Below are 21,443 nucleotides of genomic sequence, written 5' to 3'. Positions count from 1 at the left end.
ACCTTGATTCCATCCACAGAGGATGACAGGTTTCCAGTTCGCTTCTGACGCTTTACCTGCTGCACAATAATCTAGAGAACAAAGAGGAGGGGCTTGTGACTGCGTCACTCGCCCACCTCTCTTTTTTTAGATCATCTTGCTGCGTATGTGCATCCTTCGCTCCCTTACAACCTGGACATTAATAGTTAGGAGCGTTTGGTTTACTACAGAATAGAAGGTTTCTTTAAGTAGATGTTCTGCCGAAGATGCTATTTCGGCCTCTTCCTGCTTTTTTCATTTTGGGTAAGTTTAAGAATGCTGTTTATATTAAGAACAAACGAAAGAGGACATTTGCGCCTAGCATGCCGCAAGAGCGTGAAGGATGAGACCCACAAGTATGTGGTTTTCGTACTTGTTGGCTCATGTGGAACGTGCGGCTAGCGCAAATGTACGATAGACGACAACATAATTTAACAGAGCCAATAAAAAAGATTATTAATAATGCTGTTGATATTTTATAAAAAAAAAGAGCACATTTGCGGCAAGCGCAAATGTGCAGTAAAAAAAAATTTAGTTTTACAGAGCCTTATATTAAAACATTTGATAGCCATTTTTACGCAACATTTTAATAACTATCCCCGCAATGATTGCACCAACTAAACCACTTGATAATACTAAAATATCTGCAAAATGAAGTGCCATTAATTTTGCTCCAAGTGACTGAAATGCCATCACTGGCGATGTGAAATAATCAAAGAAATCTACTTCGTCAATAATTAAAATTACCACTATAGGATAGACAATAGCCATTAACCAAGTCATGCGAAGTAGCATGTTCAGCAAAAAGCCGATCCCAAAAAACATTACTAAAAATATTAATACTGATAACATCACTGTTACAAGTGTAAAATTCCCGTCCATTGAATTCTTCCCTCCATGCTTCCTTTCAACAGTTTACATGATTGGTAACTTCCTTTCAATGTAGATGTGCGTTGTTCAATTATATGTAACAATTACGAATTGATTAAACCATTCTCTAGCTAAACTATATTCAGGGACTTTCATTTTTCTATCTCAACCTATATGGTTCATTCATCAATCATAATACTTAAAAAAAAAGCCTCCTCGGCTACTTACCCGAAGAGAAGATTTCTCATACTACACTTTTCTTTCTTCCTGAACCTGAACAACAAGTGCATGTTTCTGATCCACCTAGACGCAATTGGAAATATCCATTTCCTTTACAATATGGACATTCATTCGTTTTTACATCTTTATTATTAGTTGTCATGTGATCGCTCCTTTTTATTCTTAATATTCAGATAATATAACATAYGCAAAATTTTCTGTAAACTAATAAAAACCTTAATGTAAACGAATACATTAGGCTTTTACTCGAATTATCTTGATCTTTCTCTTGAATTCGCTATCTTTCAGAAAAACAATTTAAAGCTTGTATAGCCAAAGATATCCCCTGGATTGATACCTTCAATTACTTGGAGACCTGAGCCTAATGTTTTTTGGGCCATTTCAAGAATCATGACAGAAATGTTCGGATCTTGACTTAAAGCGACAGGATCCATCCAACATACTTCATATACTTCTTTTAATTGTGGGACAAGCAATTGCTCCTGATGAGTCATGCGACAAATAAAAATCACCATATTGTCACTAACCTCAGCCTTTATCACACCTGTTCGAAAACCAATTAGACCTTGAACGAGTGTTTCGATTCCTGTTTCTTCCTGTACTTCACGGACGACTGCTTGATCTACCGTTTCTCCTGGCTCAACAAAACCAGCTGGAAATGACCATTTCCCATCAAGTCCCCCATAGCGTTTTTTTACGACTAGCCACTCACCAAGATGATTAATTACTAGACCAGCTACGCCTAACCACACGTTACTTCTCTTTTCTTTTGCCATTTAGCTTATCATCCTTTTTTCCTAAAGCACTATTTAACTTAAGATTAAGTATGGTCAATTAATATAGGTTTTCATAGTAGAACCAAAAAACTCCCATCTGAAGAATCCAGATGGGAGAATAAAATTTTCTATTAAAGAACGTTGAATTTACCTTTTTTCACAACTAGTGAAGGACCGCCAATCATGAAAAGAGAACGGTTATCAATTACTTTTTTCATAAATGATGCTTTTGATCCTGTAATTTTTTTACCGAAAACTACACCGATTGCATCATGTTCACCGAGTGAACAAACACTACCTTTTAAATCAGGTACGAATTCTTCAGTTTCTTCACCTTTGATTAAAGAAATTAAGTTTTTCGCTACTGTTACACCTTGTTGCATAGCAATTTGTGCAGTTGGTGGGTAAGGACGATTTACTTCTTCATTAATCATCAATGCACAGTCACCAACGATAAATACATCATTGTGACCTGGAGCACGCATATCTTTTTCAACTTTAACACGAGCACGCATGTTTTCAATGCCTGTTTGTTCGATTAAACGGTTTCCGCGAACGCCTGCAGCCCAAACGACTGTACCAGCTTTCACAAATTCAAACTCGTCTTCACCTTTTTTAATTTTCACGCCTTCAGGAGTTGCTTCAACAACTGGTGTTCCAATTGAGAATTCAATTCCTTTTGCTTGTAGATGACCCACTGCGTACTCAACCAATTCTGGATCGAATCCTGGCAATACCATTGGAGCAGCTTCAACACATAGTACACGTACTTTTTCTTGAGGTACATCAAATTCTTTGCAAAGTTCAGGAACTCGGTTACCTAATTCACCTAAGAATTCAATACCTGTGAAACCAGCACCACCAACAACGATTGTTAAACGGCTATCGTCTTTCACTTCTTCCAGTGACCATGTAGCGAATTGATATTCGATATGTTCACGGATTTGACGAGCTGCTTTCACATTTGCAATTGATAAAGCGTATTTGTCTAGACCAGGAATACCAAAAGTTTCGCCTTCGAATCCAAGACCGATAACTAAGTAATCATAAGAAAATACACCGTTATTAGTTGTAACTTGTTTACCAGCGATGTCGATGCCTTCAACAGATGCTTTCACAAATTTTACTTTATCAGCTTTAATTACATCTGCGATATCATAGCGTACTTGATCTGGACGTAGTGTACCCGCTGAAGCTTCATGTAACCAAGTTGATTCATAGTGATAATCATTTTGGTTAATTAAAGTAATGTCTGCAACGTCTATTCCGATGTTTTTTTGTAAATTGACTACTGTTGCTAAACCGCCATATCCGGCGCCTAATACTAATATTGTCGGTCTTTTCACGAAGATCGAAACCACCTTTGTTTGATTTATATGCTTTTCTTTAGTCAAAGAAAAAAGAAGTATCTCTACTTCACAAAAACTAAAGCGAATTTGTCTATATTTCGACAAACGTACTATACTCTATAATAGACCTTTTAATTGTTGATTTCAATACATACTTGTCAAGTGCAAAAGGTTTGAATTTACAGAAAAAAAGACCGAATATGAATCGGCCTTAACAATTTTCTGGAGTACCTTTTTTGGTTGCCGTTGTAAATGAAGATCCACAGCCACAAGATGCTATAGCATTGGGGTTCTCAATTGTAAAACCGCCACCCATCAAGGATTGTTTATAGTCGATAACAGTACCGTTGATAATAGCTTTATCTTCATTTGAAACTAGAATTGTTAATCCATGTTGTTCTAAAATTGTATCGGACTCATTTTTCTCACGTTCAAATCCCATACCATACGATAAACCACTACATCCTCCACCGTGAACAGCTACTCTTAAAAATGCACCTTGTTCATCGTTATGGATCATCATTTCTTTTACTTGGTAAGCTGCAGCTTCTGATAATTCGACAATTTGCGTCATCCGTTACACCTTCCTTCTTTCTTCTATGATAACAATTAAAAGATGTTACATACAAGAACAACACCTTTAAATCGTCATTCTTTTCTATATTTTATTCGTTATAATTAAAAGTAATACATCTAAAAGAAAAGGAGCCCTATATAGGCTCCGTTTTCAAAAATTAGAAATAACAACTCCAGCTACGCTAAAGTTTTCAAATTAAAATACTTGTTCTACTTCTACGACACCAGGGACTTCTTCCAAGAGTGCACGTTCAATACCTGCTTTTAGTGTAATAGTAGAACTTGGGCAACTTCCGCATGCGCCAAGAAGACGAAGTTTGACGATTCCATCTTCAATATCAACAAGCTCACAGTCTCCACCGTCTCTTAGTAAGAATGGGCGTAATTTATCTAGTACTTCTTGTACTTGCTCGTTCATTGTATCAGTCATTTGTTTCGACTCCTTTCCTTATAATTATTATAATGTGAAGAGAGAAAAAAATCCATCAGTTAATACTAAAGGAGAAAAATAACCATGGAAAAAAAGACACTTTCAATTGAAATTTTCGGGGCTGAAATTGCGTGCGCTAGTTGTGTTAATGCACCTACCTCTAAGGATACCTATGAATGGTTGCAAGCAGCTATTGATCGCAAATACCCAAATCAATTGTATAAAATAACTTATATTGATATTCAGAAGCCAATTGATAATGAACGCCAACAAGACATTGCCAATCGAGTATTAGATGACGAATTCTTTTATCCACTCGTCCTAATCGAAGGAGAAGTGGTTGGAGAAGGAAACATTCAACTTAACCCAGTTTTTGCAGAACTTGAGAAAAATGGTTTTACGAGTAGCCCTTCATAAGAAAAGCGAAGCTCGACTTTAGAAATGAGCTACAAGCCACCTAAAACAGAGACTGGTTTTTCACAGGAGGAATGATGTCTTTGTCCAAGCGAGTGGTCGGAAACCCAGGTTGAATGATCGAAAACCCCAAGTGAATGGTCGGATATCCTAAATCTCCAACTTCGAAGGTGTCGCTCGAAAAACTTTTACATGCAGAAAAAGAAGACCTAGAAGTTATGGTTCGCTTCTAGGTCTTCTTCTATTCATCAACCGTTATGCCACTTGTACATCCACAATACACCAGACTTCATTAACCTAGCGATACGACCTGTAACTGTGCGGTCTGCTAAGTATGCAAATCCTTGCTTTTTCCCTAAAGAACCTAAGAATCCTTTTAGCTTGATTTCCGGCATTTGTTCAGGAAGTTCTTTGCCTCTCCAACGTGCTTGTAGCACTTGAACAATTTGTTCTGCTTGTTCTTCAGCTACTTGTGCACTTGGTGAATAAGGTAATGCTGCACAATCACCCACAACATAGACATGTTCATCTTCGGGTAAGTTATGGTATTGAGATAATACGACACGACCTATTGAATCTGTCTCAGAACCAATATTTCGAACAGGTGCGACTGGTTGAATGCCAGCTGTCCATACTACTGCATCTACAGCAATTGTCTCTTCATGGTTGTGTAATATTTTCGGTTCTACTTTTGTAATATTTGAATTGCTTACAACTTCTACGTTGTGTTTATCAAACCACTTCTTCACGAAATTACTTAAGCGTTCAGGAAAATCACGTAATATACGAGGACTGCGGTCAAACAATTTGATACCTAAATCAGGACGTGATTCGCGTAATTCACTCGCAAGTTCAATTCCACTTAACCCCGCTCCAACTATTCCTACAACTGAACCTGATGGCAATCCACACAATTTATTAAAGGTTTCACGAGAACGCCCAATTGTCTGTATGCTATACGTGAATTCAGAGGCACCGGGAACATCGTGGTACTTATCTTCACAACCTAATCCGATTACAACATCATCATAGGGGATTGTAGTTTCATCGGAAAGCACTACCACTTTCTCTTCGCGGTTAATTTCAATAACTTCTCCAAAAACCATTTTTAATTGTTCATGTTCTGGATACGAAACACGAACTTCTTGATCAGGCACCGTACCGGCTGCTAATGCATAAAACTCTGTTTTCAAACTATGAAATGGTGTGCGATCGACTAAAGTAATTTGTATATCTTCTGGTAAATTATTTGGCAATAAACGAAGCAACACTCGCATGTTACCGTATCCGCCACCTAGCAATACTAAATTTTTCATAAAAATCTCCCTTGAGCATTTTATATACAGTCTTTCTCTACGTAGTTAGTATAAATCATTGTGAGATGTTTCACAATAAGTCACACGCATTGACGAATATTAAAAAAAAGAGTAGCATATCGATGTAGCGAGGTGAAGAACGTGAATCCTATGGTAGAATTTTGTGTCAGTAATTTGGCAAATGGATCACAAAAAACATTTGAAGTACTAGAACGCGATCCTAACTTAGACGTTCTGGAGTATGGTTGTTTGAGTTATTGTACCAAATGTGCAGAATCTTTTTTTGCAGTTGTAAATGGTGATGTTGTACAAGCAGATTCTCCAGACGAACTGACGAAGAAGATTTATGAGTATATAGATGAAAATCCACTTTTTTAAAAGTAAGGAGTTGCTTTCGTGCAACTCCTTTTTTATATACATTCGAGTAAATTCTCAAGTGTCATAGTGGGTAGAGATGATTTTGTTAAGACTTCTTCTGTCGATGTTACGCCTGTGTTTACATGAATGGTATCAATTCCAAAACCAATCCCCGCTAAAATATCGGTATCGTAATTGTCCCCAATCATCACCATGTCTTCTTTTGCAAACTGATGTTCATGTTGAATAATCTCAAACATCAATCCTTGTGGTTTTCCAATAAATATAGGATCAACGCCAGTAGAGGTTTGTACTAAAGCTGTGAATGCTCCATTGCCAGGCATGAATCCTCTTTCATTTGGAAATGCTCTATCACTATTCGTCGAAATAAAAACTGCGCCTTTCCGAATATCCAAACACGCTTGTGCAAGTTTTTCGAAGTTAATATTTCGATCAATCCCCATTACAAATACATCTTGTGAAGATTCAACAATTTTTACACCGTTTTCTTGAAGAGCTTCACGAAGTCCCYTTTCCCCTATCATTGAAACTGAAACATTTGGATAATTCATTCCAATGTATTTAGCAGCTGCCATCGCTGATGTCATGATGTGACTTCGCTTTGCATTTATTCCTAAAGCGTTTAGTTTTGACTGCACTTGATCAGGAGTCTGAGAAGCATTGTTCGTCACAAAAAAGGGCTCAATACCCTGTTGTTGCAAATGGTGCACAAATTGAACAGTTTCTAAGATAGGTTCTTTTCCCCGATATACTGTGCCATCTAAATCTATACAATACGCTTTGTATGTTTTCATCTTTGCTCCAAAGGTGAAAATGCGGATACTGGTCCTAGTTCATGTGTTAAGTAGATTTCAATATGTCCAGGGAATATTTTTAATACCTCTAAATGCTTTTGTAGAACAGATGCGATTTGTTGATGATCTACACTCAGGAAATCTCTAACAAGCATTTTTCGTAGAGCGATTACCTCTTTTAATGGTGCATCCATGTCAGCAGTTATAACTTTTTCATCAGTTAAAATATCAATAATATCATCATAGCTACCTGGATCGCGCATAATAAAGCCATCTATCATTGAATTTCCAACATCAATGATGGATTCAATAATATTTTGTGCTATGCGTTCAAGTGCAAGTTTGTCTAGTTCACTTGAAGTTAAATTTGGTGATTTTTCAATTAATAGCACAATGGATTTCATATAAGTTAATGCTAAACTTATTTTGTTACGATCTACAAAATACATACGTATCCCTCGCTTTATGGGTTTTATATTACTTTTCATTATTCTTCTATACTAACATAATTGATTGAAATTGAATGATTTCTGAACAAAGCAAAAACCTCGATTAAGATGATTGAACATCTAAATCGAGGTTGTCTTGTTCTTGAATTTCTACAGTTTCAATCGGTATTTCAACAGGTTTTGCTGGACCAATTTTTTTAAGAATAAAATAGGCACAACCAAAATTACAGTATTCATATAGATAATCTTGTAATGTACTTACCTTTGTATCGTATGTTGCTTTTTGATTTTTATCATCAAAAAAACCTTTTAAACGAAGTTGTCCATAACCCCAGTCACCTAGAATATAATCGTACTTATTCAAGATTTCACTATAACGTTCTTGAACCACTTCTTCTTGTAACGCTTCCCGGTGATCAGTAAGTATCTCATAATCCCAGCGATCGATTGTAATCATTAATTATTCACTCTCCATCAACTTGTTGTAAGAGCTAATTGCTCGTCCCCAAGGCGCTGTTTTTCTTTTGCAGCAGCATTTACTTGCTCGTCCGCATGGTAACTACTACGTACTAATGGACCTGCTTCACAATGGTTAAATCCTTTTGACATGGCAATTTTACGCAGTTCCCCAAACTCGAGTGGCGAATAATACTTTTGGACCGTTATATGCTTTTTCGAAGGTTGCAAGTATTGACCAATTGTCATTATATCCACATTGTTTGCACGTAAATCATCCATAACTTCTATAATTTCTTCTTTTGTTTCACCGAGTCCGACCATTAAGGAAGATTTTGTAGGAATGTCAGGTTGCATTTCTTTAGAACGACGTAAAAGTTCAAGAGACCGATCGTACTTGGCACGTGCTCGTACTCTTGGTGTTAAACGACGAACGGTTTCAATATTGTGATTTAAAATGTCTGGTTTTGCATCCATTAACATTTGAATATTTTCTTCGATTCCACCCATATCAGAAGGAAGCACTTCGATGGTTGTGAAGGGGTTTTTACGACGAATTGCACGAACAGTTTCAGCAAATACTGCTGCACCACCATCTTTTAAATCGTCACGTGCAACAGCTGTTACTACAACGTGTTTTAGATTCATTAATACGACAGAGTCAGCAACTCGTTCAGGTTCTCCTAAATCAAGTTCATTCGGTAATCCTGTTTTAACTGCACAAAAACGACATGCTCTAGTACAAATTGCACCAAGAATCATAAATGTTGCTGTACGTCGAGTTCCCCAACATTCATGAATATTTGGGCATTTTGCTTCTTCACAAACCGTATTCAGATTATTTTCACGCATTATTTTTTTTAGACCTTTGTAATTGTCGTTCGTATTTAACTTAATCTTTAACCAAGCAGGCTTGCGAATATGTGTTTGTTTCGTTGTCATGTACGTCCACCTCATCCTTTTCAGACTATGTATGGTATCTACTCACTGTTGACAATGTACCATATTCGACCACGTCTCACAACCTCCTCAGACATGATAAACAAAGAAAMGCGCCTCTACGAAGAGACGCTTTTTATCTGATTTCAGTTTTAGCTTTGCTCTACAGTTTTGATAATCGCACATATAATACTGCCTACTAAACGTCCAAAATTATAACAATACCAAAATCACCTTTCTGCAAGAGCTTATTCAGGTGGAGTTTGAGGTTGAAGCGGAACTTCTATTGAAGGTTGAGCTCCACCTCCACCTTTTGTATAAATTTGAGGTACTGGACCAGAGATTACACCTAAAGCGACAGGAATTTTCTGTTCAATTGTCGTAATTTTTGTAGCGAGTGGTACGATTACTTGTACATTAACTTTTAACACAATACTAACTTCTACCATTGCGTTATTAATGCCAAATTCACGGAAGTCATATATTATGTCCGACTTTACATTTCCAATAACATGGAAGCGAATTGGAATCTTTGGACCTAAATTTCCAAGAAGCGGGATATTCGTTGCTTGACCAAGAGGTACAAAAAATACTATACCTCCGTTATCTTCCATAGCAGTTGGATCATATTCGATATCATCTAAGTAAGGTAAATTGTCTAGATTACCTTCTTCGGCTTGCTCCAAATGTGTTTGCACTAGCGTTACCGTTTCAGATTGAACTCGGGTAATAATTTCGGTATTAAACTTGGTCGTCACCCTATTATCTTGTTCAGTTGGTATTTCCTCAATGATATCATTTACGTCCATGACATCTGCCGTCCGAGAGTTAATGGCTTTACTAACTACGAGCGAGGCTATTTTATTTGACTGAACCTCTGCGTATTGTAAATAAATTGGAGTTAAACGGACATTTACGAGATAAAACATTAAGCCAACTGAAATAACAACAACAACAAATAAAAGGGGTATGATGTTTTTGCCTTTCCAATAAATGGTCTTTTTATTTACTTTACGTAGTCGCACAAAAATCCTCCTATGTCATATTACGACAAGGAGGATTCATTTATGACTAATACAATTGGTGTTTTTGACCATATTCGATGAGAACATTTCGAACGAATTCCGACATATAATAAGTTTTTCGTAAGTCTTTAAATGTTGGATAAAAATAACCAAAAGTGAACATATCAAGTGTCGCTAATCGAACTGTTTGTTTCGGATCTATAATCTTATTCTGAATAAATAATGACTGATCTACAACTGTAAATTGATGGGTAATCATTTTTCCCATCACAGCACCTCGAAAGCCTAATCCTTTTAGCTCTAAATTTGGCCAACTTTCATTTAAAGACAATAAATAAATATCTGTTAACTCTTGTCCAGTTAGTTCAATTACACACGGATTAATTGGGTGCGGCAGCATTTTGTGAACATCAAAATGAGTAACGGACCCTGCAGGTAAATCTGATAAAAACAATCCAGCATTAAATAACGCACAATCAGCTTGGCAAAAGGTTGTTAAAGCTTCCCCAAAAAATGTTGATAAAGCAGATTCATTAAACCACTCTTTTGGAAGTAGCTGGGGTTGGTGAAAAGCAGTTTTCTTTAATTGATCAGTACCTATTGTAACTAGTCCATTCAAAAATTCTTCTTCCTGAGGACCTTTTTTTAATTCATTCGTATCATAAAGGAGTGCCTGTTTCTTCACAATCTTTTTATCATGTAAATCGAATTCAATGGTCACATGTCCAACATAATAGCCATATTTACCTGCAGCTGCTAAAAGAGAATTATTGACCTCTTTTCCTTCATGTAAAATATGATGTGTATGTGCCCCAAAGATGATATCAATATCCGGAAATTGCTCTGCCATATCCTCGTCTAGATGAATTCCTAAATGAGACATACATATGATTATATCTGTCTGCTTTTTTAAATCCACAATCTGTTTTTCTAAAGCTTTGAATGCTGGTGTCACTTGCCATCCCAATTGTTTATAAAACAATGTGAATTCAGCAGTAAGAGCTGTTACACCTATTCTTGTACCATGAATCGTTGTCAAAATAGTAGTCGGCAATAACCAACTAGGAATGTCCTCATTCGGCTCAATTAGATTCCCCACGACCACTTCAAATTGTGCTTGAAGGTAAAGTTCTGCCAGCTCTTTATGTGAAAGAGTGATTCCTTCGTTATTTCCAATCGTAACAACATCATACTTAGCTTTATTTAACAAGTCGATATTCCCTTTACCTAAAGTTCCTTCAGTGAAGATATGCGAACGATCTATATGGTCGCCAATATCTAAAGTGAAACTAGACTCGCCTTCTTCAACATGCCATTTTTTACGTGTTGTCACGAGTTCATGAATTCGTGGCCAATGCTGAAAATGGCTATGTAAATCATTGGTATGATAAAAATGAATTGTTTCAATCATTTGGCCAACTCCTTAACCCATCAGTCCCGCTAAAATCGAACGAACACCGAGTAATAGTAAGATTATACGCAAAGCAAATACTAATGTTTCCGATTTTATTCGTTGATTAATGGTTGCCCCAATTTTCGCTCCGATAAAAGCAGCAGGAATGACTGGAATTGTATACATCCAAGGAACATTTCCTAAAGTTATATGGCTAGCTGAATTGACTAATGCTGATAAAAACACCATAAACATTGATGTACCCACGGCGACGTGTGGTGGGAATAAGAACAATAAAATCATTGCTGGGACAATAATGGACCCTCCGCCAATTCCAAACAATCCAGATGCAAATCCAACACCAAATGTTAAGAATAATGCAAACCATACGGGAAAACCATAAACATAGTGTTGCCCTTGTGCATCTGTGAATGTTTTTTTTGTTCCATTTTTCACAAACCATTCAACTGGCTTTAAATAATTTCGAACCAATAATAGTGTTGATATGATAATTAATAAAATACCAAAATAAAGATTAAATGATGGCAAATCTAATCCTTTATTCACCCATGCTCCCAGAATAGTACCTGGTATGCTCCCTACAAAGAAAATGAGACCACTACGATAATCAATCGTTTTTGCTTTCATGTACGTTAAAGTCGATGCTAAGCCTGTAAAAATCATCATGATGACTGAGAGACCTACCACATTTTGTGGAGTGATTCCTGGAATTAACCCCATTGATCCTCCTAAAAAAAGAGTTGCTGGCACTAAAATAATGCCACCTCCGAGGCCAACTAATGCACCAACTATGCCAGAAAGCAGCCCAACAAGTGCCAATAATAAATATTCCATTACCATTCTCCTTCAAACATATCTAATTGCTTCGGTGCAAGCCCTTCATATTGTATAGAAAATAACCGCATAAATTGTTTGGCGTTATTCGCTGCATGTCCTCCAGAGTTGTTGTTAAATAACACGGTAACTTGTTTTGATTGTTTTTCTAAAGATTTTACAATGTCCGCAATTTGTCTTAACTCCTTCATATTGTAATCATATAAATAACGAACTTCTCGCCATTTTTGATCATTCCCCGGATTTCGCCACCCATGAACATTACGCCCATGAAGTCTTAGTAAAACATGGTCTTTATTAGTTGAAATAGCCACGAGCGGTATGCTACCTTCTCCAGATTGCGGTTCATCGCATACAGAATGAATCCACTGATTGTTTGTTAAATAGTCAAGTGTTTTTTGTTTAAACTCTGGATAGTACCAAGATTGATGGCGGAACTCGATAGCAAGTGGTAAGTCTTGCAGCTGTTCACGTACTTCATTTATGTAATCAACATGTTTTTTTTGACAATCAAACCACGGAGGAAATTGAACGAGCACCATGCTTAACTTATTTGCTTCGACTAGAGGTGCTAGTGACTCTTTATATAATGTAAACATTTCTTCAGTTGATTTAAAAGGGGATTCACCACGGAGATGTCCAGTTATTCCTTGATACGCTTTCACGACAAAGCGGAAAGTGTCTGGTGTTTCTCTAATCCACTTAAGCATATTTCGTTCTGGCTGTATTGCATAAAATGCTGCGTCTAGTTCAACTACTGGAAAATGCGCACTGTAATCTACTAATTTTTCGCTACTTTTCGATTCTGTGCTATAGATATCTGGATGGTCCCCCCATCCCGTAAGACCGACATGAATCATCCTTCATCCCCCTCTATTTGTTTCATTATCATACCATATTAGAAATTGGGCTTCACGCTTCGCCTTGAAGACTTGGTATGCGTCCCCTGCTCCCTTACAACCCGGATGGGAGTCATACGGCAATCACCACCTACCAAGTCTCTCGCGGTGTTCGTAAAAGGACGAGTAGTTTAAAGGTTAAGAAATACAAACTAATAATATTCACAGATACTTACAGGTTTACAGTCTGCTCCTGACGCTTTATCTGCTTCACCTTGGTCTATAGAACAAAGAGTTGGCTTGTGACTTCGTCACTTCACCAATCTCACTTTTCATAGATCATCCTGCGGCATTCTCTGATGCAGATAGGTTTCCAGGTCGCTACAGACGCTTTACCGCTGCACCATGACCTAAAGAACAAAGAGGCTGGGCTTGTGACTTCGTCACTTCGCCCAGCAATCTTTTCTCAGATCATCCTGCGGCAAATTTGCGTCCTTCGCGTCCTTGCAACCTGGACGCTCACAGTTAAGATCGTTTGGTTTACTAAACAATTGGTACTACCTTTAAGTAGATATTCGGCCGAAGATACAATTTCGGCCTCCTTCTGCTTATTTTATTTTCAAGATTAATTATTTCAAAGATGATAAATGAAACTACTTTAAAGAACTAATAAACGGTGGCAGACGTAGCCACAATTGCCCCTCAAATTGTGGCTATCATCAGCACTTTTTCCTCTAGCTGGATCGTTAATGAAAGAACTCTATAAAATAAAGAAGTGCAGTAGTAGCCGAAATAGTATCTTCGGCTACTTGGTTAGTTAAAGATAGTGACGATTGTTTAGTAAACCTGAATCAAAAAACAATTTGCATAAAGGTTGTAAGGGAGCGACGAAAGCAACTGAGCCGCAAGATTACCTGTAATAGTAAGAGGCGGATGTGACATCGTCACATCCGCCTCTTACATTATTCATTAGGTAAAGATGCAGCCTGCTGCTTTCCAAAGCTCACTGGAGACCTGAGTGATAAAGTTTTCATGGTTTCCGCTTGAGAAGCTTTAAATGCTGCACCTTGCTTAATCTTAAGAACAAAAACGTTTGTTCTTAAGATTAAGCATCGCAGCGAAGCACTTAGATAAGAGCCAATACGCTAGGCTCCATTCTCATTTCTGTGGGAATCCTTAGTAACTTAACTGTTTCAATTTTTCACTTGGGAATGAGAAGTGTTTGAACGATAAATTTTTCCCAATCGAAATTTGACACTCAATAATCGGCTCATTAACCAAGTTTACTAGACATGAATCAAGCTTGCACTAGCAATATTGAAATGATTAAAGTGAAATTATGTCATTCCTGAACAGAAACATTTGCATAAAGTCTACTAACTCGCTTTGGACACACACTTGCTGAAAAATGTTCTAGAGTAACCTCACGTTTGTGTGGTTTAACTAACTAGACTAAATTTCCGTATTGAGATATTGACAACCTTTTCTTGCAAAAAAAATAAACCTCGCCAAAGGGCGAGGTTTATTTTAGATATGAATTAACCGATTGAACCTTCCATTTCGAACTTAATCAAACGGTTCATCTCAACTGCATATTCCATTGGTAATTCTTTAGTGAATGGTTCAATGAAGCCCATGACGATCATTTCTGTTGCTTCTTGTTGTGAAATGCCTCGGCTCATTAGGTAGAACAATTGCTCTTCAGACACTTTTGAAACTTTTGCTTCATGTTCTAAAGATACATTATCATTCAAGATTTCGTTATATGGAATTGTATCTGAAGTAGATAGGTTATCCATAATCAACGTGTCACATTCGATGTTTGAACGTGCTCCTGATGCTTTAGGACCAAAACGAACAATCCCACGATACGTCACTTTCCCACCTTGCTTGGAAATTGACTTCGAAACAATAGTAGATGAAGTATTTGGTGCCAAGTGAATCATTTTCGCGCCAGCATCTTGATGCTGACCTTTACCAGCAATAGCAATTGACAATGTCATACCACGTGAACCTTCACCTTTTAAGATGACCGCTGGGTATTTCATTGTTAATTTAGAACCGATGTTACCATCAATCCATTCCATTGTCGCGTTTTCATCACATACTGCACGTTTTGTTACTAAGTTATAGACGTTGTTTGCCCAGTTCTGAATCGTTGTATAGCGGCAATATGCATCTTTTTTAATAATGATTTCAACAACTGCACTGTGAAGTGAGTTAGTTGTATAAACCGGTGCTGTACATCCTTCAACATAGTGAACACTTGCGCCTTCATCGACGATGATTAACGTACGTTCGAATTGACCCATGTTTTCAGAGTTGATACGGAAATATGCTTGCAGGGGAGTTTCTACTTTAACACCTGGTGGTACATAGATGAATGATCCGCCTGACCATACTGCTGAATTTAATGCTGAGAACTTGTTATCAGAGTTTGGAATAACTGTAGCCCAGTGTTTTTTGAAAAGTTCTTCATTTTCACGGAGAGCTGCACCAGTATCTTTGAATATTATTCCTAAGTCTGTAAGTTCTTGTTTCATGCTGTGATAAACGACTTCAGATTCATATTGAGCAGATACACCTGATAAATACTTTTGCTCTGCTTCTGGAATACCAAGTTTGTCAAACGTTCGTTTGATTTCCTCAGGTACTTCATCCCAAGATGTTTCTGTAGCTTCAGATGGTTTTACATAGTACGTAATTTCATCAAAGTTTAGGGAAGCCATGTCGCCGCCCCATTGTGGCATTGGTTTTGAGTAAAAGATCTCCAAAGATTTTAGACGGTAGTCTAACATCCATTGAGGTTCTTCTTTCATATTTGAGATGGTTTCTACGATTTCACGTGTTAATCCACGTTTTGAACGGAAAATAGATACGTCTTTATCATGGAAACCATATTTGTAATCGCCCATTTCAGGCATTTTTTTAGCCATCATCTTTCCTCCGTTCTGTTACGAATGTGATTCGTTTACTACACCTTTTTCCATGGCTTTCCAAGCTAGTGTTGCACACTTAATACGTGCAGGAAACTTAGCTACACCAGATAAAGCTTCGATATCACCAAGGTCAATAGAGTCATCATGTTCTTTTCCAAGCATCATATCTGAGAAAATCGTCGAAAGTTTCAACGCTTCATCGATTGGTTTCCCTTTAACAGCTACTGTCATCATCGATGCAGAAGCCATTGAAATAGAGCAACCATCACCATCAAATTTAGCATTTTCAACAATCCCGTCCGTAACTTGTAAAGTCAAATGAATACGATCGCCACAAGTAGGATTATTCATTTCAATTGTAACGCTATCTTCGAGCATACCCTTGTTACGAGGCTTTTTGTAATGATCCATAATCACTGTTCTATATAGTTGATCTAAATTATTAAAAGACATCGTTAAAATACTCCTTTGCTGTGCTAAGTCCTGCTACTAATCGGTCAATATCTTCTTCCGAGTTGTATAAATAGAAGCTTGCACGAGCAGTTGCTGTTACTTGCAACCATTTCATTAATGGTTGCGCACAGTGGTGTCCAGCACGAACAGCAATCCCGTTCATATCTAAGACTGTTGCAACATCGTGAGGATGTACATCATCTAGATTAAACGTAACAATTCCTGCTCTTTTACCAGGATCTTGAGGCCCGTAAATAGTTAATCCATTTATTGTAGACATACGATCCATAGCATATGCTGCGAGTTTATGTTCATGCTTCTCGATCTCATCAAGCCCAATTTCCTCTAAGAAATCGATTGCCGCAGCTAAACCGACAGCACCTGCAATAATTGGCGTTCCTCCTTCAAACTTCCAAGGGAGTTCTTTCCATGTTGATTCATACAATCCAACAAAGTCAATCATCTCACCGCCAAATTCAACAGGTTCCATTTGCTCAAGCAATTCTTTTTTACCATATAATACGCCGATTCCAGTAGGACCGCACATTTTATGTCCAGAGAAAGCGAAGAAATCACAATCTAAATCTTGTACATCTACACGTAAATGAGGGGCAGCTTGTGCACCATCTACCACCATAATGGCGCCATTTTCATGGGCAATTTGTGTGATTTCTTTTATTGGATTCATCGTTCCAAGGACGTTTGATACATACATGATCGACACGATTTTCGTTCGTTCAGTAATTGTTGCACGGACTTTTTCTATAGACAATGTTCCGTCTTCTTCTAAGTCAACGTATTTTAAGATTGCGCCTTTTTCTTTAGCCAGTTGTTGCCAAGGAATAATATTTGAATGATGTTCCATATAGGTGATGACAATTTCATCACCTTCTTGTACATTCGCAACGCCATAACTTTGTGCAACTGTATTAATAGCAGTCGTTGTTCCACGCATGAAAATTATTTCTTGCGTGGATTTAGCAGAAATAAAGTTACGTACCTTTTCACGGGCACCTTCATAACTTTCAGTCGCACGATTACCAAGTGTATGAACTCCACGATGAACGTTGGAATTATCAAACTCATAGTATTTCTTTAAAGCTTCAATGACCTGAACGGGTTTTTGAGAAGTCGCTGCACTATCAAGATAGACAAGCGGAAATCCGTTCACTTCTTGGTTTAATATAGGGAAATAGCTTCGAATGTCTTTACTGATCATTAGCGCACTTTCCTTTCAATTACCTCCGTCAGTTGCTTTTTAACGCCTTCAATTGGCAATACATTAACAACTGGCGCAAGGAAACCATGAATTACTAATCGTTCTGCATTTTGTTTAGAAATACCACGACTCATTAAATAATAAAGTTGAAGAGGATCCACGCGGCCTACTGAGGCAGCATGTCCTGCAGTTACATCATCTTCATCAATTAAAAGAATTGGGTTTGCGTCTCCACGAGCTTTTTCATTTAACATTAATACGCGTGACTCTTGCACCGCATTTGATTTTGTAGCACCATGTTCGATTTTTCCAATTCCGTTGAAAATAGAAGAGGCTTCATCTTTCATTACACCATGCTTCAAGATATGTCCTTCTGAGTGTTTACCCCAGTGGATTATTTTAGTTGTAAAGTTTTGTTTTTGTTTCCCTCGTCCTACAGTCACCATTTTAGTATCTCCATACGAGCCATCACCCACTAAGTGTGTAACGTTCTCAGAAATGGTATACCCATCATTCATTAAACCAAGAGCCCAATCAATGCGGGCGTTACGATTTACGATACCTCGTCGGTTTACGTAAGTTGTAATTCCTGATGCTAGGACATCAACAGCACCATAAGTGATGTGTGCATTGTCTTCAGCAAACACTTCAGAAATAATGTTTACAATTCCTGAACCTTCAGGAACAGTTGAAAGATAGTTTTCAACATATGTTACTGAGCTATTTGTATCTGCCACAACAATTGTATGGTTAAACAAAGAAGCTTGAGCATCGTCATGTAAGAAAACTACTTGGATAGGTTCTACTAATTCAACATTTTTAGGCACGTATACAAATACCCCACCATTTACTAAGGCCGCATGTAAACTAGCAAGTTTATGCTCGTCAGTTTTAACGCCATTCGTCATGAAATATTTTTTAACAAGCTCGCCATGTTCACGGATAGCTGTTGAAATATCTGTAAAAATAACACCTTGTGCAGTTAATTCATCTGAAACTTGTAAGTAAGCAGGTGTATTATTGCGTTGAATGTACACACTTTTTTGCTCATCAGTTACAATGGATTTCACTTCTTCCGGTAATTCAGTAAGAGAAGCAAAAGGTTTGCTTTCTACTGTATGTACTGGAAAATTAGTGAAGTTCCAATTAATAATTTTTGTTTTATCTGGCGTAGGCATTGGCAGGTGTTCTGCCGCTTGCAAGGCTTGTACACGATATTCAGCAAACCAAGAAGGTTCTTGTTTCGCAGTTGAATAGGAGCGTACATCTTGTTCGGTTAATGCCAATTTTGTTTCAACCGTCATTTGTATGTCTCCCTTCCTTACGCTTCTTGACCTACAGTCTCGTCTTCAATTCCTAATTCTTCTTTAATCCAGTCGTAACCTTCAGCTTCTAATTTATGAGCTAGTTCAGGACCGCCAGATTTTACTACGCGACCTTGCATCATCACATGGACTTTGTCAGGTGTTATATAGTTAAGTAAGCGTTGGTAATGGGTAATGATTAAGCAACCAAAACCTTCTCCACGCATTTGATTAATTCCTTTTGAAACCACTTTAAGAGCATCAATATCAAGACCTGAATCAATCTCGTCAAGAATAGCGAACTTAGGTTGAATCATCATTAATTGAAGAATTTCGTTACGTTTCTTTTCCCCGCCTGAGAATCCTTCATTTAAATAACGTTGAGCCATATCTTGGTCCATCTCAAGATATTCCATTTTCGAATCAAGCTCACGAATAAATTTCATGATTGAAATTTCATCGCCTTCTTCTCGACGAGAGTTCATTGCTGAACGTAAGAAATCAGCATTTGTAACTCCTGTAATTTCACTAGGATATTGCATAGCTAAGAAAAGACCTGCTTGTGCGCGCTCATCTACTTCCATTTCAAGTACATCTTCACCGTCTAAAGTGACAGAACCAGAAGTTACTTCATATTTCGGGTGACCCATGATAGCCGATGCTAAAGTTGATTTACCAGTACCATTTGGTCCCATTATCGCATGAATTTCGTTTGTATTAAGTGTAAGGTTTAACCCTTTAAGAATCTCCTTACCATCAATGGCAACGTGAAGATCTTGAATAACTAAAGTCGACATTTTACTACCTCCATAATGTATGAATGAATGGTAAATTCCATTCTTAATTTATTATCATTCTAATCTTATCGTAATTATCGAACCCATGCAAATCTTTTAGACGACCCTTTTAATATATTAAAATCGTTTAATACATCTGAATTCGCTATTATTAGCATGATTATGTCATAGCCTTTAACTGCTCAACTTCATTTTCAATAAAGTGTTTCTAATTGAGAATCGATTTCATCCAAATAAAAAAAAAGCCAATGAGACCTAACTCATTGACTTTACCAATATTCATTATACTTCGCGATGGGCTTGACGCTCTAATCGAGCAGCCATTTGTTGGCCAAGTTCATGATCGCGCTCACGTTCCATTTCGACTTTTAATCGAAGTTTTGAATTTTGTTGATAATCGGACAACCCAACTCCATGTGCGCCTCTAAATGCTTGGTCCATACGTTCTGTGTAGGTGAAATCTAGTGATTGGATAGTGAATCATTCCTTTCAAGTTTTCAACCCAATATTCCGAGTTGTTATCCTTCACATTTGTATATTTACCCAACTGACATAAAGTTAAACAAAAAAAATTCGTCCGATTGAACGGACGAATTTTTCTTATAGTGATACTTCGTTGAAAATGCTTGATCCTGCTAAGCCTACTTCTTCAAGTACCTTATTTAATTCAGCGTCAGCCTCTTCAAATTTTGCATTTGCCTCATCTAATACAACTTCACCTTCAGCAGCTAATGCGTCTGATTTCATTGTATAAGCTTCTTGCATTTTGTTTAATGCTGAGTCAATTGTTTCTTGATGATCTTTTAATTCAGCAGGAACTTCTAATTCTTCTACTTTAACAGCAGCATTATCTGCAGCTACTTTCGCAGCATCTTGCATCGTTTTAAGTTCAGCACCTTTAGGAAGTGCTTCTTCAGCTTTTGCAGTTTCAAAAGCGTTTAAATCTGCATCTACAGCATTAATAGATTGAGAAATTGATAAGTAAAACTTCATCATATCTCCAGCAGGATTCACTTTTTCTTCTGATGTTTTTGTTCCTTCAGTAGTTGTATCCTTCTTCTCTTCTTTGTCTCCAGAGCAAGCTGCAAGAACTAAAGAAAGTGAAGCAATAAGCAATAATAGTTTTTTCATCATTCAATCTCCTTCAATTTTGGGAATATTTACTTTGTTATATTACCATAGCGAAATTCACCTGTAAATAAATTACCAAATAGTCAGAAATGATTGAATATTAACTTTTTATTTCATTAGATTTTTTAAGATTTATCAGGTGAAAAACGGTTCACAATTAATGCTAATGCGCCATCACCTGTTACATTAGTTGCCGTGCCAAAGCTATCTTGTGATAAGTAAAGAGCAATCAATAATGCAATCATCGTTTCATTAAACCCGAGCATCGAGCTAAGTAAACCGATGGCTACCAAGCGCCGCAATTCATGATAAAGCGGGTCTATTTTTTCCGCAAAATTAAAAGACGTCGGAACCCGACGTCTTTTAATTTATATTATTTTACTGGAACGACTGAGCCGCCCCATTCTTCTAAAATGAAATCTTGAATTTCTTTAGATTTCAATACTTCTACTAAAGCTTTAATTTCTTTACTGTCTTCATTAC

24 protein-coding genes and 2 pseudogenes are annotated in these 21,443 nt (G+C 37.3%); 2 read left to right on the top strand and 24 right to left on the bottom strand.

Annotation, left to right across the window (positions count from 1 at the left end; genetic code table 11):
- Nucleotides 1-570: 570 nt before the first annotated feature.
- The 6 genes from AC1DOS_RS09325 to AC1DOS_RS09300 form a co-directional block, all read right to left on the bottom strand.
- Entirely contained in the window at nucleotides 571-900 is a 330-nt protein-coding gene (locus AC1DOS_RS09325; protein WP_477537276.1) for a YuiB family protein, read from the bottom strand.
- A 232-nt stretch (nucleotides 901-1,132) separates the two neighbouring features.
- Nucleotides 1,133-1,270, bottom strand: coding sequence for a YuiA family protein (locus tag AC1DOS_RS09320; RefSeq protein ID WP_158268252.1), 138 nt, complete (start codon nucleotides 1,268-1,270; stop codon nucleotides 1,133-1,135).
- A gap of 142 nt (nucleotides 1,271-1,412) precedes the next feature.
- A complete protein-coding gene (locus AC1DOS_RS09315) occupies nucleotides 1,413-1,904 on the bottom strand; it encodes an NUDIX domain-containing protein (protein WP_477537275.1) in 492 nt (163 codons plus the stop codon).
- Between the two features lie 131 nt (nucleotides 1,905-2,035).
- On the bottom strand, nucleotides 2,036-3,250 hold the full coding sequence (locus AC1DOS_RS09310; RefSeq protein WP_477537274.1) for an NAD(P)/FAD-dependent oxidoreductase: 1,215 nt from the start codon (nucleotides 3,248-3,250) through the stop codon (nucleotides 2,036-2,038).
- Nucleotides 3,251-3,464: 214 nt separating this feature from the next.
- Entirely contained in the window at nucleotides 3,465-3,827 is a 363-nt protein-coding gene (locus tag AC1DOS_RS09305) for a HesB/IscA family protein (RefSeq protein ID WP_108585100.1), read from the bottom strand.
- A 198-nt stretch (nucleotides 3,828-4,025) separates the two neighbouring features.
- Nucleotides 4,026-4,259 carry a NifU family protein gene (locus tag AC1DOS_RS09300; protein ID WP_090567122.1) on the bottom strand — a complete coding sequence of 78 codons (234 nt, stop codon included), beginning with the start codon at nucleotides 4,257-4,259 and terminating at the stop codon, nucleotides 4,026-4,028.
- 84 nt (nucleotides 4,260-4,343) lie between these two features.
- On the opposite strand from AC1DOS_RS09300, the gene AC1DOS_RS09295 reads away from it, so the two are divergent.
- Entirely contained in the window at nucleotides 4,344-4,676 is a 333-nt protein-coding gene (locus AC1DOS_RS09295; protein ID WP_108585101.1) for a YuzD family protein, read from the top strand.
- A gap of 245 nt (nucleotides 4,677-4,921) precedes the next feature.
- Here AC1DOS_RS09295 and AC1DOS_RS09290 read toward each other — a convergent pair whose 3' ends face one another.
- Nucleotides 4,922-5,989, bottom strand: a complete 1,068-nt coding sequence (locus AC1DOS_RS09290; protein ID WP_108585102.1) for an NAD(P)/FAD-dependent oxidoreductase — start codon at nucleotides 5,987-5,989, stop codon at nucleotides 4,922-4,924.
- 141 nt (nucleotides 5,990-6,130) lie between these two features.
- Between AC1DOS_RS09290 and AC1DOS_RS09285 the strand changes: the two genes are divergently transcribed.
- Nucleotides 6,131-6,367 (top strand): YuzB family protein, encoded by a 237-nt coding sequence (locus AC1DOS_RS09285; protein ID WP_477537273.1) that lies wholly within the window; start codon nucleotides 6,131-6,133, stop codon nucleotides 6,365-6,367.
- Between the two features lie 32 nt (nucleotides 6,368-6,399).
- Here AC1DOS_RS09285 and AC1DOS_RS09280 read toward each other — a convergent pair whose 3' ends face one another.
- The 17 genes and pseudogenes from AC1DOS_RS09280 to AC1DOS_RS09200 form a co-directional block, all read right to left on the bottom strand.
- Nucleotides 6,400-7,161, bottom strand: coding sequence for a TIGR01457 family HAD-type hydrolase (locus AC1DOS_RS09280; RefSeq protein WP_477537272.1), 762 nt, complete (start codon nucleotides 7,159-7,161; stop codon nucleotides 6,400-6,402).
- Nucleotides 7,158-7,610 carry a DUF86 domain-containing protein gene (locus AC1DOS_RS09275; RefSeq protein WP_477537271.1) on the bottom strand — a complete coding sequence of 151 codons (453 nt, stop codon included), beginning with the start codon at nucleotides 7,608-7,610 and terminating at the stop codon, nucleotides 7,158-7,160. Before AC1DOS_RS09275 ends, AC1DOS_RS09280 begins: the two co-directional genes overlap by 4 nt.
- Before the next feature lie 103 nt (nucleotides 7,611-7,713).
- Entirely contained in the window at nucleotides 7,714-8,067 is a 354-nt protein-coding gene (locus tag AC1DOS_RS09270; RefSeq protein ID WP_108585106.1) for a YutD family protein, read from the bottom strand.
- A gap of 17 nt (nucleotides 8,068-8,084) precedes the next feature.
- Entirely contained in the window at nucleotides 8,085-9,008 is a 924-nt protein-coding gene (lipA, locus tag AC1DOS_RS09265; RefSeq protein ID WP_108585107.1) for a lipoyl synthase, read from the bottom strand.
- Between the two features lie 245 nt (nucleotides 9,009-9,253).
- Entirely contained in the window at nucleotides 9,254-10,030 is a 777-nt protein-coding gene (yunB, locus tag AC1DOS_RS09260; protein WP_108585108.1) for a sporulation protein YunB, read from the bottom strand.
- Between the two features lie 46 nt (nucleotides 10,031-10,076).
- Complete coding sequence (locus AC1DOS_RS09255) at nucleotides 10,077-11,441, bottom strand: bifunctional metallophosphatase/5'-nucleotidase (protein ID WP_108585109.1); 1,365 nt, start codon at nucleotides 11,439-11,441, stop codon at nucleotides 10,077-10,079.
- Between the two features lie 12 nt (nucleotides 11,442-11,453).
- Nucleotides 11,454-12,278, bottom strand: coding sequence for a sulfite exporter TauE/SafE family protein (locus AC1DOS_RS09250; RefSeq protein ID WP_477537270.1), 825 nt, complete (start codon nucleotides 12,276-12,278; stop codon nucleotides 11,454-11,456).
- Nucleotides 12,278-13,138: a DUF72 domain-containing protein gene (locus AC1DOS_RS09245; RefSeq protein ID WP_477537269.1), complete on the bottom strand. Its 861-nt coding sequence runs from the start codon at nucleotides 13,136-13,138 to the stop codon at nucleotides 12,278-12,280. Before AC1DOS_RS09245 ends, AC1DOS_RS09250 begins: the two co-directional genes overlap by 1 nt.
- Nucleotides 13,139-14,655: 1,517 nt before the next feature.
- Entirely contained in the window at nucleotides 14,656-16,053 is a 1,398-nt protein-coding gene (gene sufB / locus AC1DOS_RS09240; protein WP_477537268.1) for a Fe-S cluster assembly protein SufB, read from the bottom strand.
- An 18-nt stretch (nucleotides 16,054-16,071) separates the two neighbouring features.
- Entirely contained in the window at nucleotides 16,072-16,509 is a 438-nt protein-coding gene (sufU, locus tag AC1DOS_RS09235) for a Fe-S cluster assembly sulfur transfer protein SufU (RefSeq protein ID WP_477537267.1), read from the bottom strand.
- The gene (locus tag AC1DOS_RS09230; protein ID WP_108585114.1) at nucleotides 16,499-17,728 is read right to left on the bottom strand and encodes a cysteine desulfurase; all 1,230 of its coding nucleotides are present in this window, start codon (nucleotides 17,726-17,728) and stop codon (nucleotides 16,499-16,501) included. Before AC1DOS_RS09230 ends, sufU begins: the two co-directional genes overlap by 11 nt.
- A complete protein-coding gene (gene sufD, locus AC1DOS_RS09225; RefSeq protein WP_108585115.1) occupies nucleotides 17,728-19,032 on the bottom strand; it encodes a Fe-S cluster assembly protein SufD in 1,305 nt (434 codons plus the stop codon). Before sufD ends, AC1DOS_RS09230 begins: the two co-directional genes overlap by 1 nt.
- A 17-nt stretch (nucleotides 19,033-19,049) precedes the next feature.
- Entirely contained in the window at nucleotides 19,050-19,829 is a 780-nt protein-coding gene (sufC, locus tag AC1DOS_RS09220; protein ID WP_108585116.1) for a Fe-S cluster assembly ATPase SufC, read from the bottom strand.
- 282 nt (nucleotides 19,830-20,111) lie between these two features.
- Entirely contained in the window at nucleotides 20,112-20,270 is a 159-nt protein-coding gene (locus AC1DOS_RS09215) for a YuzK family famiily protein (protein WP_477537266.1), read from the bottom strand.
- 159 nt (nucleotides 20,271-20,429) lie between these two features.
- Nucleotides 20,430-20,960 carry a hypothetical protein gene (locus AC1DOS_RS09210; RefSeq protein ID WP_477537265.1) on the bottom strand — a complete coding sequence of 177 codons (531 nt, stop codon included), beginning with the start codon at nucleotides 20,958-20,960 and terminating at the stop codon, nucleotides 20,430-20,432.
- Nucleotides 20,961-21,085: 125 nt separating this feature from the next.
- A pseudogene (locus AC1DOS_RS09205) lies at nucleotides 21,086-21,253 on the bottom strand (cation:dicarboxylate symporter family transporter); the annotation flags it as partial.
- A gap of 80 nt (nucleotides 21,254-21,333) precedes the next feature.
- Nucleotides 21,334-21,443 (bottom strand): annotated as a pseudogene (locus AC1DOS_RS09200) (methionine ABC transporter substrate-binding protein); the annotation flags it as partial.

The sequence above is a fragment of the Paenisporosarcina sp. P5_A11 genome (genome assembly GCF_056400705.1).
Note: the sequence above shows the minus strand (reverse complement) of the source record. Positions and strands in the feature narration are given on the sequence as shown.

Excerpts from the sequence above, each read along its gene's own strand:
- AC1DOS_RS09325 (WP_477537276.1), bottom strand. The coding sequence starts at position 900 with ATGGACGGGAATTTTACACTTGTAACAGTGATGTTATCAGTATTAATA.
- AC1DOS_RS09320 (WP_158268252.1), bottom strand. The coding sequence starts at position 1,270 with ATGACAACTAATAATAAAGATGTAAAAACGAATGAATGTCCATATTGT.
- AC1DOS_RS09315 (WP_477537275.1), bottom strand. The coding sequence starts at position 1,904 with ATGGCAAAAGAAAAGAGAAGTAACGTGTGGTTAGGCGTAGCTGGTCTA.
- AC1DOS_RS09305 (WP_108585100.1), bottom strand. The coding sequence starts at position 3,827 with ATGACGCAAATTGTCGAATTATCAGAAGCTGCAGCTTACCAAGTAAAA.
- AC1DOS_RS09300 (WP_090567122.1), bottom strand. The coding sequence starts at position 4,259 with ATGACTGATACAATGAACGAGCAAGTACAAGAAGTACTAGATAAATTA.
- AC1DOS_RS09295 (WP_108585101.1), top strand. The coding sequence starts at position 4,344 with ATGGAAAAAAAGACACTTTCAATTGAAATTTTCGGGGCTGAAATTGCG.
- AC1DOS_RS09290 (WP_108585102.1), bottom strand. The coding sequence starts at position 5,989 with ATGAAAAATTTAGTATTGCTAGGTGGCGGATACGGTAACATGCGAGTG.
- AC1DOS_RS09275 (WP_477537271.1), bottom strand. The coding sequence starts at position 7,610 with ATGTATTTTGTAGATCGTAACAAAATAAGTTTAGCATTAACTTATATG.
- AC1DOS_RS09270 (WP_108585106.1), bottom strand. The coding sequence starts at position 8,067 with ATGATTACAATCGATCGCTGGGATTATGAGATACTTACTGATCACCGG.
- lipA (WP_108585107.1), bottom strand. The coding sequence starts at position 9,008 with ATGACAACGAAACAAACACATATTCGCAAGCCTGCTTGGTTAAAGATT.
- AC1DOS_RS09255 (WP_108585109.1), bottom strand. The coding sequence starts at position 11,441 with ATGATTGAAACAATTCATTTTTATCATACCAATGATTTACATAGCCAT.
- AC1DOS_RS09250 (WP_477537270.1), bottom strand. The coding sequence starts at position 12,278 with ATGGAATATTTATTATTGGCACTTGTTGGGCTGCTTTCTGGCATAGTT.
- AC1DOS_RS09245 (WP_477537269.1), bottom strand. The coding sequence starts at position 13,138 with ATGATTCATGTCGGTCTTACGGGATGGGGGGACCATCCAGATATCTAT.
- sufB (WP_477537268.1), bottom strand. The coding sequence starts at position 16,053 with ATGGCTAAAAAAATGCCTGAAATGGGCGATTACAAATATGGTTTCCAT.
- sufU (WP_477537267.1), bottom strand. The coding sequence starts at position 16,509 with ATGTCTTTTAATAATTTAGATCAACTATATAGAACAGTGATTATGGAT.
- AC1DOS_RS09230 (WP_108585114.1), bottom strand. The coding sequence starts at position 17,728 with ATGATCAGTAAAGACATTCGAAGCTATTTCCCTATATTAAACCAAGAA.
- sufD (WP_108585115.1), bottom strand. The coding sequence starts at position 19,032 with ATGACGGTTGAAACAAAATTGGCATTAACCGAACAAGATGTACGCTCC.
- sufC (WP_108585116.1), bottom strand. The coding sequence starts at position 19,829 with ATGTCGACTTTAGTTATTCAAGATCTTCACGTTGCCATTGATGGTAAG.
- AC1DOS_RS09215 (WP_477537266.1), bottom strand. The coding sequence starts at position 20,270 with ATGGACCAAGCATTTAGAGGCGCACATGGAGTTGGGTTGTCCGATTAT.
- AC1DOS_RS09210 (WP_477537265.1), bottom strand. The coding sequence starts at position 20,960 with ATGAAAAAACTATTATTGCTTATTGCTTCACTTTCTTTAGTTCTTGCA.